General features: G+C 48.1%; 14 protein-coding genes. 2 read left to right on the top strand and 12 right to left on the bottom strand.

From position 1 onward, the window contains the following. Nucleotides 1–31: 31 nt before the first annotated feature. On the bottom strand, nt 32–2,698 hold the full coding sequence (locus KNQ18_RS05120; RefSeq protein WP_214723544.1) for a PBP1A family penicillin-binding protein: 2,667 nt from the start codon (nt 2,696–2,698) through the stop codon (nt 32–34). Nucleotides 2,699–2,718: 20 nt separating this feature from the next. Then, nucleotides 2,719–3,345 (bottom strand): Holliday junction resolvase RecU, encoded by a 627-nt coding sequence (gene recU / locus KNQ18_RS05115; protein ID WP_035396916.1) that lies wholly within the window; start codon nt 3,343–3,345, stop codon nt 2,719–2,721. Nucleotides 3,346–3,419: 74 nt separating this feature from the next. Here recU and KNQ18_RS05110 point away from each other — a divergent pair, with 74 nt between their 5' ends. After that, nucleotides 3,420–3,722, top strand: a complete 303-nt coding sequence (locus KNQ18_RS05110; RefSeq protein ID WP_023468613.1) for a DUF1798 family protein — start codon at nt 3,420–3,422, stop codon at nt 3,720–3,722. A gap of 175 nt (nt 3,723–3,897) precedes the next feature. Continuing rightward, nucleotides 3,898–4,812 (top strand): DUF3800 domain-containing protein, encoded by a 915-nt coding sequence (locus tag KNQ18_RS05105; RefSeq protein ID WP_023468614.1) that lies wholly within the window; start codon nt 3,898–3,900, stop codon nt 4,810–4,812. Between the two features lie 187 nt (nt 4,813–4,999). Here the strand turns inward: KNQ18_RS05105 and nth are convergent, their stop codons facing one another. The 10 genes from nth to panB all read right to left on the bottom strand — a co-directional run bounded on the left by nth (nt 5,000) and on the right by panB (nt 14,498). Continuing rightward, nucleotides 5,000–5,656, bottom strand: a complete 657-nt coding sequence (nth, locus tag KNQ18_RS05100; protein WP_214805137.1) for an endonuclease III — start codon at nt 5,654–5,656, stop codon at nt 5,000–5,002. Nucleotides 5,657–5,660: 4 nt separating this feature from the next. Beyond that, the gene (locus tag KNQ18_RS05095; protein WP_023468616.1) at nt 5,661–6,239 is read right to left on the bottom strand and encodes a DnaD domain-containing protein; all 579 of its coding nucleotides are present in this window, start codon (nt 6,237–6,239) and stop codon (nt 5,661–5,663) included. 75 nt (nt 6,240–6,314) lie between these two features. After that, nucleotides 6,315–7,604, bottom strand: a complete 1,290-nt coding sequence (asnS, locus tag KNQ18_RS05090; RefSeq protein WP_174316766.1) for an asparagine--tRNA ligase — start codon at nt 7,602–7,604, stop codon at nt 6,315–6,317. Nucleotides 7,605–7,633: 29 nt separating this feature from the next. Continuing rightward, entirely contained in the window at nt 7,634–8,815 is a 1,182-nt protein-coding gene (locus KNQ18_RS05085; RefSeq protein WP_058704903.1) for a pyridoxal phosphate-dependent aminotransferase, read from the bottom strand. Nucleotides 8,816–8,829: 14 nt separating this feature from the next. Further along, nucleotides 8,830–9,297, bottom strand: a complete 468-nt coding sequence (locus KNQ18_RS05080) for a hypothetical protein (protein WP_075642522.1) — start codon at nt 9,295–9,297, stop codon at nt 8,830–8,832. Continuing rightward, nucleotides 9,294–9,464 (bottom strand): YpmA family protein, encoded by a 171-nt coding sequence (locus KNQ18_RS05075; RefSeq protein WP_012370646.1) that lies wholly within the window; start codon nt 9,462–9,464, stop codon nt 9,294–9,296. Before KNQ18_RS05075 ends, KNQ18_RS05080 begins: the two co-directional genes overlap by 4 nt. Nucleotides 9,465–9,526: 62 nt before the next feature. Continuing rightward, a complete protein-coding gene (gene dinG / locus KNQ18_RS05070; protein ID WP_353049767.1) occupies nt 9,527–12,343 on the bottom strand; it encodes an ATP-dependent DNA helicase DinG in 2,817 nt (938 codons plus the stop codon). 102 nt (nt 12,344–12,445) lie between these two features. Next, on the bottom strand, nt 12,446–12,829 hold the full coding sequence (gene panD / locus KNQ18_RS05065) for an aspartate 1-decarboxylase (RefSeq protein ID WP_029341994.1): 384 nt from the start codon (nt 12,827–12,829) through the stop codon (nt 12,446–12,448). Nucleotides 12,830–12,831: 2 nt separating this feature from the next. Next, nucleotides 12,832–13,662, bottom strand: coding sequence for a pantoate--beta-alanine ligase (gene panC / locus KNQ18_RS05060; protein WP_149427576.1), 831 nt, complete (start codon nt 13,660–13,662; stop codon nt 12,832–12,834). Next, nucleotides 13,659–14,498 carry a 3-methyl-2-oxobutanoate hydroxymethyltransferase gene (gene panB / locus KNQ18_RS05055; RefSeq protein ID WP_050677432.1) on the bottom strand — a complete coding sequence of 280 codons (840 nt, stop codon included), beginning with the start codon at nt 14,496–14,498 and terminating at the stop codon, nt 13,659–13,661. The genes panC and panB overlap by 4 nt, the downstream gene beginning before the upstream one ends. Nucleotides 14,499–14,559: the final 61 nt, after the last annotated feature.

Below are 14,559 nucleotides of genomic sequence, written 5' to 3'. Positions count from 1 at the left end.
TCTTGTCTACTTTACAAGTGACGCTCCTTTATTAATCTTCAGAGTCATCTCCATTGTTATTCGGATTGTTGGTATTGTTGTTTCGTTCCGTCGAACCATTCGAATTGTTTTGCGCGTTTGCTCCATCATTCGAATTCGGTGCATCTGTTGCTGGTTCGTCCGTCGTCGGTTCATCCGTTGCCGGTTCATCCGTTGCCGGTTCATCCGTCGTCGGCTCGTCCGTCGTCGGTTCGTCCGTTGTCGGTTCGTCCGTTGCAGGTTCATCCGTCGTCGGTTCATCTGTCGATGGTTCGTCCGTTGCAGGTTCATCCGTCGTCGGTTCATCTGTCGATGGTTCGTCCGTTGCAGGTTCATCCGTCGATGGTTCATCCGTCGTCGGTTCTTCTGCTTCAGGATCGGTAACCGTTACCGTCGTCGAGACCGGACCAGATTCCTCTCCAGACGCTTTCGCTACGACTTGGAACGTTGACCGTCCTGGTTTCAAACCATTGATGGCAATTCGATTCGTCGTGCTCGTACCAATCGTCGATGTTTCACCGTCAGCATCTGTCATCGTCACTTCAAACGATACATCGTCATACCCATTGGCACGAAGCGCGGCGTCATTATAGTTCCAAGTCAGTTCACCGCTCTTTGTGTCTTCATCGTAAGATGCTTGTAATCCAGTCGGAGCGGGTACCGTCTTTTTTTCAACGACAGGTTCCTTCGTCCCTTTCACGTACAATTCGTTTCCGATACTGAGGACAGAACTAGGTTGTTCAAATGGTGCTGGCGTACGATCACGTGTCTTCGTGATGAAATCTTTCCAGATTTGCTGTGCCATCGTACTGTTGTACGGACCGCTAAGTCCGGCTCCATTGTTGTTTCCGGATTTCGTCGTCCCAGTCCAGACACTGATTGAGACATCCGATGTATATCCTGCGAACCAGACATCTTTATAGGCATTCGTCGTTCCTGTCTTACCGGCTGCATCAAATGACAATCCAGCACTCGGGAACGTACCACCTGGTTTTAAGACGTCACGCAACATGTCCGTCAACATATACGCTGTATAGTCTTCCATTGCCTTTTTCGATTTGATTGGTGATTTGATTTTCGATCCATCACTATACTCAATCGATTTGATGACGTGTGGCTTGATATAATCGCCACCATTACCAAGTGTGGCATACGCTCCTGCCATCTGTGTCGTATTGAAACCGTGTTTCATCCCACCAATCGCATACGCAGGCGAAATCGACTCATCGTCTTTCATCTTTAAGCCAGATTTTTCAGCGAACGCCTCGACTGAATCACCGCCGATTTCTTGATACGTTTGGATGGCCGGTGTGTTTGCCGAGATTTTTAACCAGTGGCGGATCGTATTCGTGCCACGGTATCCATCATAATAGTTACCAATCTCTTTTCCGTTGACTTCTGTCGGTTTATCCGTCAATTGTTTCGCAGTCGACCACTTATCATTTTCGATCGCTGGTCCGTAAGCGAAGAATGGTTTTGCGGACGATCCCGGTTGATGCGGTTCATTCGCAAAGTTTCGTCGCGCTGTGCCTTTACCTGGATTTTTACCATCAACGACCGCAAGGATTTCTCCAGTTTGCGTGTTGACCGCTGTCGCAGCTGTTTCCGCATATTCCGGTAATTGAACGATTTGATCTTTCTTGATCGCTTCATTCATATAGTCGTGCATCGGTTTATCGATCGAAGTATAGATCTTCAACCCTTGACCGTAGATGTCTTTTCCTTCTAAACCAAAATCATCTTCTAACTCTTTTGATACCATATCGAAGATGACGCTGTCGTACGATTCATCCTTCGTCGACTTTGGCGCCGGATTGATTAATTTTGAGATCGGTTGTTTGACTGCCTTGTCTCGTTGCGCTTGTGAGATGACGCCTGTCGTCAACATCGCATCAAGAACTTGTGTCTGGCGCCATTTCGTCAGTTTTGGATCTCCTTTAATTGGATCGTATGCGGTCGGACGTTGTGGCAGTCCTGCGAGCATCGCAGCTTCCGCGTAATTCAACTTATCAACTGATTTGTTGAAGTAAGCTTTTGAAGCCGTCTGAATCCCAAACGAGTTTTGACCGTAGTAGTTTTTGTTCAAGTACATCTCTAAAATTTGATCTTTTGTATAGTCCTGCTCTAAACGAATTGCGAGCCATTGTTCTTGGACTTTCCGCGTGACCGTTTTATCGAAGCTAAGGAATGATTGTTTGACGACCTGTTGTGTGATCGTCGAAGCTCCTTCCGATCCGAAACCATCCGTCACGTTCGCGATGATGGCTCCGCCCAGACGACGGAAATCGATTCCGTTGTGCTGATAGAAACGACGGTCCTCAATCGAGATGAATGCGTCTTTAACGACTTCCGGTACTTCATCGATTGACACGTATTCTCGACTCGTTCCGCCTTTCGTAATCTCTTCCTTATTGCTCGCATAGATTTTCAATGGCAGAGCATCTCGAAGTTCTGTCTCATCGAGCTCAGGTGCCGTAGCAATCGCGTAAGCGGCAAATCCGCCTCCGACTAACATCATGACGATGAATAATCCGGTAGCGATCAGCAATAACTTTTTCCAAAGTGGACCTTTCCCACCGGAACCTCCACCTGACTTTTTCTTTTGGGGACGTTTCGTCCGTTTCATCTTTTTCTCAGATGACTTCGTCTCTTCACGACGTGCGACACGACTTCTTTCCATATGCTATCCTTCTCCTTCAATCAAAAAGTGTCTGAATTGAAATATAGTTCGTCCACTGCCTTTAAATAATCGATGGCAGGGTACGCGCCAGTCTCGACTTTGATACCGTCTCGTTCAATGACCGTCAGCGGAATTGATTTTCGTCCGCTTTCTAGCTGATCCCACCAGGGGAACACGTGCTCGACTGAAAGCACATATTGCACATTATACAGACTGAAACGAATGATGACAAAACAAATTCCTCCATGTTCGACACATTGACGCATGTGTGCGATTTGATGGGGGTGAAAATTTTTTATCGGGAAGGACGTTTTATTCGTCGTCTCCTTCGCTTCGAAATCAATATATTTTCCGCGATAAACACCGTTATAGTCCGTCGTCGACGGTTGCTTGAAATAGGCTTCCTTGACGACCGCTGCCGACCGTTTCGGATAATCAACTTGGACGATTTGTAACGGAGTGGGTTTCTTGTGAATGATTGCCCGATTATGGGTCAGGTAAAACGTATTACTTTCATTCAATAATTTTTCGAGCGTCATCCCTCGATTCGAAAAGGTGGAATCGGTTGATCGCGCCTTCTTGATTCGGGTTCCATGCGACTCGAGTGGCTTTTGAAATTTTTTACCGTTCGGGTAATTCAAAACGATTCCCCTCCTATCGCGTTTATTGTACCATGATATGTGATTGTACCGTATCGGCCGAGAGGAGTAGTTAAAAACCAATGACAATTGAACCGTTATTACAAGAGATTGAACGTATTTATCAAGAAGGACGTGCCGGAACCGAATATGACTTCAATCGAGACGTCGTACCGTTCGTTGAACGAGCGGATCAACTGATTGCACAGTGGCAAACGAATGCCCAAGATAGTCCTTACTTACGACCTAGCATGGTCGAAAGCGCCGTTGATCAACTGAAGCAAATTTCCGTCCAAGCATTTCAGCCGAAAACGAGTCTGAAACGCTTCAATGAAACGATTAAATCCGTTCGTTATATCGATCGCTTAATGAATGGTGAAGAATAACGATTTAAAAACAGGAATTATCTTCCTTAAGTCGAACACCTAATCATACGAGGGAATGTTTCTACGGTTTCACTTATCAGGCTATGGCTTTTCAGCCGCCTAGCGTGTAAAGTGGCATCAAGAGCATTTCTTTCGAAAAGACTGTGTAATTATTGTGCAATTGGAGGAGATTCATTTGAACAAACGGGTACAATCGAACGTCAAAGGCGTTGACGTCAAAGGATTTCCTAAGAATTCGACCCCTGCCCCGAAGAAATACATTATGTTCGTCGACGAAACTGGGACACCGAAGGGTAATACACAATTCAATTTAACGGGTGTCTTGATGGAATATAAATATGCCATCGATTCGGACGAGACCGGTGAACCAAGTCCGCTTCGTCAACGTTTGATGGATTTTAAGGCAAAAGTTTTTGAAGATCCGCATATTCCCCTTCATTTGAAGGAGATTTTAAAAGCTGAGCATCCGTATGGTAAAGAAGATGGTATCACGATCGATATGTTACGTCATTTCTGGATCGCCTTACCAGAATTTTTAGTTGATATCGATTGTACGATCGTCAGCGTCGAAGTCGATAAACAGAAGCTACAAGACTTTTTCTCGACACCAAAGGATCCGTATGTCGTTGCCTTCGCCCATCTGATGAAGTCGTTTTATTCCTTCCTCGATGAGACAGAAGCAACGAGTGCGCGTGTCGTTCTTGAAAGCCGTGATGATTATCAAAACTTGCTCATTCAAAAGGCGTTCTTCGATATCTTCAATTCGGGAACGGTCCATCTCGACGTCGAAAAAAGCCGTCAAAAAATCAAAGGCTTCATCTTTGCTGAAAAAGACAGCGACCTCTACCAATCTGGTCTTGAGATTGCCGACTTGGTCTGCTTACCTTTATCTCGCGTCCGTCGTGGTGTCATCGAGGTAAAACCACGGTTTGTCCATTATGGGGACGAAAACCGGATTTTTAAAGCCATCAAAGATAAGATTTACATTCGACGCGATAGTCCGGACCAAGATTTCCGAAACTGGGGATTCAAAAAAGTACCGATCACGAAAAAGCGTCGTGAATGGTCCGATACTCCTTGGAATGGGTAATGACTCAAAAATTAGTCTCTACAAAGATAAGGGTGGCAGAATGATCTGTCACCCTTATCTAATAAAAAAGAATGACTCGTCTTTTCACGCTCTTTCCTCAGGTCTTGTTTGTCTCTGACAGCGCAAAATGCGCTTTTCCTGTAGGAGTTGCGTATGACGAGTCATTCTTTTTTATAGTCTGTCCCTTTTAGGGTCTAGCTATTCCTTTTGTCCGCTTTTTCCCCTCTCGACACATGTCGAGTAACGGGCACGCTTCACAGTTCGGACGTTGCGCCTTGCAGTGATAACGCCCAAAGAAGATGAATTGATGATGGAGCTTTGACCAACGCTCCCGTTTGAAACGACGCATCAGTGTTGCTTCGACCTGCGTGACATTATCCTTCCAGCGACAGATCCCGAGGCGTTTCGAGACACGTTCGACATGTGTATCGACCGCAAAGGCCGGTACATCAAAGGCGACAGACAAGACGACGTTCGCCGTCTTGCGTCCTACGCCAGGTAAGGCTTCGAGCCCGGCGCGTTCCGTCGGGACTTCTCCGTCGTGTTGCGCAAGGAGTTGTGCCGCAAGCGCCTTGATGTTTTTGGCTTTATTCCGGTACAATCCAAGTCGTTTGATTTTGTCCTCGATTTCCTCAACGGGTGCCGCAGCAAGCGACGCAGGATCCGGATACGCTGCGAACAAACCAGGCGTCACTTGATTGACAAGTACGTCGGTCGCTTGTGCACTGAGTGCAACAGCTACGACCAGTTCAAACGGGTTGCGATGAATCAACTCACAAAATGCATCTGGAAACATCTCTTCTAACGTTGCTTCAATCCGATCGATTTCTGCCTTTCGTAACATCTCCTTAACCTCCCCGCCCTGCGAGATCCTCAAGCGTCTTGATCCCTTCACGTTCCCACGTCCGTAAAATTTGATTGATATAGGTCATTTTGCGGACATTATGATAGACCGCTTCTCGAAGTGCGGCAAGTACTAGCTCTTCCGAAATGTTCTCGATCGTCAACCACTGAATGATCTGCTCCATCTGAAACGGTGACATCATCCCGAGTTCCCGCTCGAATTGTTGGAAGACGGACGGGTTGATCGTATCAAAGTTCGGTGCTTCCTGTTCCGGTGGAGCCATCAGCTTTTCGTAAAGCGGAACAAGCGAATAACGTTCAGACCCATTGACGTTCTCCATTGCCAGTAATCCTTTTTGTAATAAACCGAGTGTCGTCTCGATCGTTTCCGTCTCGGATAGTCCAAGTCGATTACTTAACTCTTCCGGTGACGGCATCTCCATGCCCTCTGCCCGGCAAGCAAACAATTGACCAATCAACGTGAACTCGACAAAACTGATGCCTAACCGTTTTGCCTCGGTGAACAATCGTTTCGGTAAGACGACCGTCCCTTCCTCGAATAATTGCACTAAATTATGATTCATCGTATTTCCTCGATTCTCTAGTCTAAACAAGAAATCGACCCGTCGAGACGATGGGTCGATGTTTTTCCTTACTGCTTATGGATAGAGGCGGTTTAGCAAACGTGGGAACGGAATTGTTTCCCGAACGTGCTCGACACCTGTGATCCAAGCGACTGTCCGCTCTAAACCAAGACCGAAGCCACTGTGTGGAACAGAACCGTATTGGCGTGTTTCGAGATACCATTTATAAGCACCTGTCTCGTCAAGACCATGTTTCTTCATCTCAGCGAGGAGTTTTTCATGATCTTCTTCACGTTGTGAACCACCGACGATTTCCCCGTATCCTTCAGGGGCAATCAAATCATCACACAAGACGAAGTCTGGGTTTTCCGGATCTTCTTTCATGTAGAACGGTTTGATTGCTTTTGGCCAGTGCGTGATGAAGACAGGACGTGCGAAGCTGTTTGCGATTGCTGTCTCGTGTGGTGCACCAAAGTCATCGCCGAATTCGATATCGTCGAATCCTTGCTCCTTGAGCATGTCGATTGCTTCCGTGTACTTGACGCGCGGGAACGGTGCTTTAATGTTTTCAAGGACCGTCAAGTCACGTCCAAGCAACTCAAGTTCCGCACGACAGTTTTTCAGTGCCGATTGCACAAGGTGCGAAACATAGTTTTCTTGGACTTCGAGGTTCATCTCGTGATCGTGGAATGCCATCTCAGGCTCCATCATCCAGAATTCGATCAAGTGACGACGTGTTTTTGATTTTTCAGCACGGAACGTTGGACCGAACGAGAAGACCTTTCCAAGTGCCATTGCTGCCGCTTCCATGTAAAGCTGACCCGATTGTGAAAGGTACGCATCTTCATCGAAATATTTCGTGTGGAACAATTCTGTTGTTCCTTCTGGTGCGCTACCTGTCAAGATTGGCGGATCCACTTTAATGAATCCTTCTTGGTTAAAGAATTCGTACGTCGCACGAATCAATTCGTTCCGAACGACCATGACCGCATGCTGACGCTTTGAACGCAACCAGAGGTGACGGTTATCCATCAAGAAGTCCGTTCCGTGTGCTTTTGGTGTGATCGGATAATCGATCGCTTCATGGATGACTTCGATTTTTGAAATTTCCATTTCATGACCGATCGCTGTCCGACCGCCATCTGATTTGATGACACCTGTCACCCATAGTGATGATTCCTGCGTTAAGCCTTTTGCTTGCTTGAATAAGTCTTCGCCGACTGTTTCTTTGACGACGACACCCTGCATGAATCCAGAGCCATCCCGAAGTTGGAGGAAGGCGATTTTACCGCTTGAGCGTTTGTTTGCTAACCAACACCCGATCGTCACTTCTTCTCCTACATATTTGTTTACATCCCGAATCATTGCTTTCAACAGTCAACATCCTCTCTCTATTAAACGGCTGTATGTGCCGTGATGAATCCTTCAATCCGGTCGAGTGCCTCTAGGACACGTGCCGGATCCGTCGCGTAAGATAGGCGAACATAGTCCGGTGCACCAAATCCTGAACCTGGAATCAAGGCGACCTTCGCTTCAGATAAAACAGCTGTACACCAGTCATCGACATTATCGAATCCACACATCTCGGCAGCTTGCTTTGCATGTGGGAACAAGTAGAATGCCCCTTCTGGCTTCAGACACGTCAATCCTTTGATTTCAATGAGTCGTGCATAGATTTTCTCAAGTCGTTCCTCAAAGATGACACGCATCGCTTCGACCGGTGCATCGCCTTCTGCATACGCAGCAACCGATGCTGCTTGCGCAATCGATGTCGGGTTCGACGTCGAATGGCTCGCTAAGTTCGTCATCGCTGAGATGATCTCTTTCGGTCCGATTGCATACCCGATCCGCCAGCCTGTCATCGCATGGGACTTCGAGACACCATTGATGATGACCGTCCGTTCGCGCATCTCTGGCAAGGACGCGATCGAAATATGTGTCGCACCGTTATAGAGCAACTTTTCATAAATCTCGTCACTGATGACGAGTAGATCGTGCTTGATCGCAACATCTGCTACCATCTCGAGCTCTTCTTTCGAATAGACCATTCCTGTCGGATTCGATGGTGAATTCAAGACGAGTGCTTTCGTTTTTGGGGTAATGTGTTGCTCGAGCAATTCCCGTGTCACTTTGAAGCGAGACGATTCGTCCGTTTCTAAAATGACCGGTACGCCGTCACTGAGTTTAATTTGCTCTGGATAACTGACCCAGTATGGTGCTGGGACGATGACTTCATCGCCTGGATCGAGAATCGCTTGGAACAACGTTGATAGTGCATGCTTTGCTCCTGAAGCGACCATGACTTCTGAGCGTTCGTATGGCATCCATAAGTCACGGCGTGTCTTTTCGATGATTGCATCCTTCAAGGCAACCGTTCCGCCAGACGGCGTATACTTCGTATCGCCCGCTTCTGCTGCCTCGAATGCTGCTTGGATGATGAATTCCGGTGTATTGAAGTCGGGCTCTCCCGCACCTAAACCGATGATGTCTTGACCTTCTTCACGTAGTGCCTTGGCTTTCGCTGTGATGGCTAGCGTCGTAGATGGTGTCAATTGTCGTACGCGTTTCGATAACATGTCGCCCACTCCCTTTACTTGATTCGTAATCGTTTGATGAAAGAACCTTCTTGATACGTGTAATACGAATAATCATAACCTGTCGTCGTCTTTGAAACGATCTCGATGACGGCACGATCCTCAAAGCCGTACTTAGCAGACACGATGTCTCCTAGTTCCGGATGATCCGCGATGACCGTTTTGATGGCAATACCATCAGCAACTGGTCGTGTCTCAATCGTTCCTTTTTTCGGAACGAACGCCCGTACCGCCTGTTCGTTCTGCTTCATCGTAAAAACGACATATTGACGTTTCCCGTTAAAGACAGATTCGAACCGGACGTCCGTCGGTTTGAGTTCTTTTTTCAGACGCGCCTCTGCTTGTTCGGCGACGCTCTGTTCCCGGTCTTTTGCCTCAGCGATCGTCACCTGATAAACGGCGGTGCCAAGTACAGTCAAAAGAATGAGTGCACTTAGCAGACCAAGCGTGATTTTCCACTTCATGTGCGGTAGATGGTAAAGACCATCTGCTCCTTGTCTTTTTCATCGAGAGCAAGACCGAACATTAAATCTTCCGTTTTCAGTGTCCGATTCAACAAGTCGACGATTTTATACGTATCGTCATGGCGGTTCACTTTGACGGTCGCAAGTGTTTCAATTTTTGAATCCATCTGTATGTCCTCCCTCATTTTTCTCTATCTATTATAATGCGATAGGGTTTATCTGAATAGACTTAATCGCCATCATTCAAGAACAATTCTAGTTCTGCCGTCAGTTCATCAAGCGGTTTTGATAAAACAGGTACTTTCGGCAGACTCGTGACGAACCGTTTTCCATAACGCGTCGTCTCAATCCGGCGATCAAGTACGAAGACGACACCTCGGTCGTTCGTCGTCCGGATCAAGCGACCAAAGCCTTGCTTAAAGCGAATGATCGCTTGCGGTAAGCTGTATTCGAAAAATGATGATTTCCCGAGTTTTTCGATCCGTTCCGAGCGTGCCTGGACGATCGGTTGATCCGGTGGCGCGAACGGTAGTCGGACGATGACGAGACAACTGAGATCATCTCCTGGGATATCGACCCCTTCCCAAAAGCTAGCCGTCCCGAACAAGATACAAGCGTCGAGTTGCTTGAACTGTTTCATCAGTCGTTGCCGTGAACCTTGCGTGACTCCTTGCGAGAGTAACGTAAACCGGTCAGGTAACAGCGGTTTCGTCGCTTCATGCGTCAGTCTTAGCAAGTCATTTGAGGTAAACAAGACGAGCATCCGTCCTTCCGTCACCTCTGCGATTTGTAAGATGGCTTCCGCAATCGTCTCTGCGAATTCCGGCAATGGTACATCCTGTAGGAGTGGGAGATCCGTCGGAATCATCAATCGCACGTTATCAGCATATCCGAACGGCGACGGAACGACGAAACGACGTGTCTCAAACGCATCGAGCCCTAAACGGTTCTCAATGAACTGGAACTTGTTCGAGACAGTCAGCGTCGCAGACGTCAGGATACACGTCCGCTTCGAAAAGACGTCCCGTCGCAATCGCTCTGAAATGTCGATTGGTTGTGTGTAGACCCGTGTTAGTTTCCGGTTCTTAACAGACGTCTCGATCCAAGATACCGTCTCATCGTGCGGGGCAAGCATCGTCTCGAAGATGGCGAGCTCCGCTTCTTCGATTTGTGACGTGATCGCTTTTAAATCCGCGACGAGTGAACGTTCGCGATAACTCATCTGCTCCCGGTGTTCATGGAACAGTTTATGAATCGCCCGGATTGCTTGACGCAAACGCCGCAACACCAATTCAACCCGCTTGGCACTTTCCTGGACGGCACGCATCGAACGGTCGAGTCGCTTGAAGCGAATGCTGACCATTCCTTCCCGTCGTGCTTTGCGGGAAGCCAGTTCGAGCCCGTATGCTTGAATGATCATTAACAGCCCGTCTGCTTCTTCGAGTAACGTCGTTAGTGCCTCATCAACCGTCTCACTATGGGCTTCGACCATCTCGGCGATGTCCCATTCTTCCGACAGATCGAGCAAGCGGTGTAATAATTTTTTATCGGACGAATACCCGAGTTGTCGGAACAGACGATCAAACGTATGTCCATCAAAGACGAGACCAAAATGATGGCTCGCGACTTCTTCGATTTGGTGTGCCTCGTCAAGAATCAACGGACTTCCTTTCGGTAAGACCCCTGCTTCGAACTGCAGGTCACTAAACAACAAGGCATGGTTCGTGACGATGATCGTCGCATCCTTTGCTTGGCGAATCGCATGTTGGAAGAAGTCCCGGCTGTACCACGGGTCAAATCGTCCGAGCTGCGATTGGCTATCAGACTGGATCAACTGTTTAATGCCGATATTGCCTTGCGCTGCACCGCCTGGTAAGCTGACTTCTTCTAGATCTCCCGTTTCCGTCTCCGTCAACCAGACGAGCAGAATCGCTTTTGCGAGCGTGAAGTTATAAGCATCCTCTTGATCATTCAAGAAAAATTCGAATTTCCGTAAATCAATATAGTTACTTCGTCCCTTAAGCAATGCAATCTGGACCGGCGCATCGAACAGTTGACGCAAGAGCGGTAAATCACGCGCGAACAGTTGCTCCTGCAATTGAATCGTGTGCGTACTGACGACGATCGGGACTTCATGTTCGAGCGCGTAATGCGCTGCCGGAACAAGATAACCGAGCGATTTCCCGGTTCCCGTTCCCGCTTCGACGAGTAACGGCGTTTCTTGATCGAGCGATTGATAGACATGACGCATCATCTCGAGCTGCCCACGTCGCTCTTCATATCCTTCGAATAGACGAGGGAACGTCACGGCATTCAATTCATCAACGAATGGTCCGAACGGTTCAAGAACGGGCGGATGCGTTAAGCGTTCGATCGTCTGACGCTTTTTCAAAGCGATTTTTCGAAAACGATCAAACTGTGAATCCTCCTCGATGCCGACTAAACGAATCGCATGGTCGATTTCCTCTTCGATGGCACTGAACAGGCGTGGTGATAAACGTCTTAAGTGCTTCAATGTCTCAAGCGGCAACGTATGTAGTCGTTTGAGTAGTTCAAGCAACAATTCAGCCGTCGCCGAAGCGTCACTCCCTGCCCGGTGCGCTTCTTGATGGGCAAGGTGTAATGACTCTGACAGATGCGACAGCGCGTGGCTTTCTGCTGTCGGAAGTAAGATTCGTGCGAGTTCGACCGTATCGATGACAGGACCTGTGTACGGCAAGTATCCTTCCTCTTCTAACGCATCGTTTAAGAAGTTTAAATCGAACTGCACATTATGTGCGACGAAGACACCACCATCGAGCAATGATAAGACACGCGGTGCGATGACATCGAATGTCTCGGCCTCTTTGACATCCTCATCCGTGATGCCCGTCAACTGGGAAATGAACGGAGGAATCGGTTGGGTCGGACGCACGAAGGCAGACAATTGTTCTGTCAACTGTCCATCTTCAATGACCGCCATGCCGATCTCAATCATCTCATCGCCAGCCTTTATGGAATGACCTGTCGTTTCCAGGTCGACTACGACGTACTTTTTCTTCAACACTGATCCTCCACCTTTTATCCATCCTCTCCATGACCGGATGGCATTTCATTCTTCATCTTAACAAAAAAAGAGACCCGCTGACATGATCGGGTCTCTAAAATTTCATAAGATCGTGTGGGCGATTTCTTGAGACAACATTTGTTTGATGTCGTTCTGTTCATTTAGAACAGCCACTTTTGGAACATGTGTCGCGATTTCTTCCGTCGATAGTTGTGCGTACGCCATGATGATGACCTCATCTCCGACTTGGAAATGGCGAGCTGCCGCACCGTTCAAACAGATGACACCTGAACCACGAGCACCTTTAATCGCATACGTTTCAATCCGTGCACCGTTCTGATTGTTCGTCACTTGGACTTTTTCATTTTCAAGAATCCCGACAGCATCGAGTAAATCTTCATCGATCGTAATCGAACCAACATAGTGTAAGTTTGCCTCGGTGACCCGAGCTTTGTGTAGTTTAGCGTGCATGAATGTGCGTAACATCGTCATGCTCCTCTCGTATATAGTAAATTATCGATCAAACGTGCCGATGCAAACTGCACGGCGACAGCCAAGAGAATCGTAGTCGTTTGTTCCGTAACGGGTCCTAGTGATGGATAGTCGACGGCTTCGACGTAATCGATCGTCGTCCCTTCGAATTGAAGTGCTTCGCGCGTCCGATCGAGAACCGTTTCAACAGGCACCCCTTGATCGAGTGCTTGTTTCGCTTGTTGCAACGCCTGCTGGATGCCCGGTGCTTGCGCCCGCTCTGTTTCCGATAGATAGACATTGCGTGACGATTTTGCTAGACCATCCGCTTCGCGAATGATCGGGCAACGGACGATCTCAACCGGAACAAAGTAATCAGCGACATACGCTTCAATCAATGCGAGCTGTTGTGCATCCTTTAAACCGAAATATGCACGGGTTGGACGGACGACGTTCAATAGTTTGCTGACGACCGTCAACACACCATCAAAATGTCCTGGTCGTGATGCGCCGCATAAGACATCATCACCGGAGCGGACCGTAACACGAGCCATATCCAGCGGATACATCGTCTCGTTCGTCGGATAGAACAGATAATCGACCCCTTCTGCCTCCGCAATCTTCTGATCGCGTTCCGCGTCTCGTGGATAACGATCCAAATCTTCGTTTGGTCCGAATTGTGTCGGGTTGACGAAAATACTCAAGACGACGACATCGTTCTCTTGTCGTGCTTGTTTGAGCAAGGAGGCATGCCCTTCATGCAAGAATCCCATCGTCGGTACAAAACCGATTGAACCGGCTCCCGCTAAACGTTCGCGTAACGTCTGGACGTCCTGGATGATTTTCATTCTTTAGTCCCTCCATAAAGCGCACCAATCAGTTCTTCGTCCATCTGGAACGAGTGTGCTAGTTCAGGGAAGGCACCGGCTTTGACGTCTTTGACGTAAGCAGCAATCGCTTCCGTTCCTGAAGTATTCCAATCCGTGTAGGCTTTGACGAACTTCGGTAAACGACCGACACCATACGTCAAGATGTCATGATAGACAAGTACTTGACCGGCGACGTCTGCACCGGCACCGATTCCGATGACCGGAATCGAGAGGAGCTCTTGAATGCGTTTCGCGAGCGGATGCGGCACACATTCGAGGACGAGCATCTTTGCTCCGGCACGCTCTGCTTCCAAACTGTCTGCAATCAGTTGTTCGGCTGCTTCTAATGATTTCCCTTGGACTTTGAATCCTTCAAGGACACCAACGGATTGTGGTGTTAATCCGAGATGCGCGACGCAAGGCATCCCAGCGTCCGTCAAACGACGAATCGTCTTTAAGATCTCCCCTGCCCCTTCCAGCTTCAAGGCATCTGCCTGCGATTCTTGGAAGATACGCGCCGCTGATTCAAGCGTGCGATCAAATGAACCATGATAACTTGCGAACGGCATATCGACGATCATGAACGTCTGTGGTGCGCCGCGGCGTACCGCGCGCGCATGATGAACCATGTCGTCGACCGTGACAGCAATCGTTGAATCATAGCCGAGGATGACGTTCCCGAGGGAATCGCCGACGAGCAACATATCGACTCCTGCTGCTTCCGATAGTTTTGCTGAAGGATAATCATACGCCGTCAACATGACGAGCTTCTCTCCAGCTTGTTGTTTTTTGAGTAATGGACCCATTGTGTGCATCGTGTTCTCTCCTTACGTGTGTAGGGAGGACAAAAGGAAAACGCCTTCTTCTCCAAAATAA

The sequence above is a fragment of the Exiguobacterium sp. s78 genome (assembly GCF_018618985.1).
GTDB lineage: Bacteria > Bacillota > Bacilli > Exiguobacteriales > Exiguobacteriaceae > Exiguobacterium_A > Exiguobacterium_A abrahamii.
The sequence above is the reverse complement of the archived record's forward strand: the minus strand, read 5'-3'. Positions and strand labels throughout refer to the sequence as shown.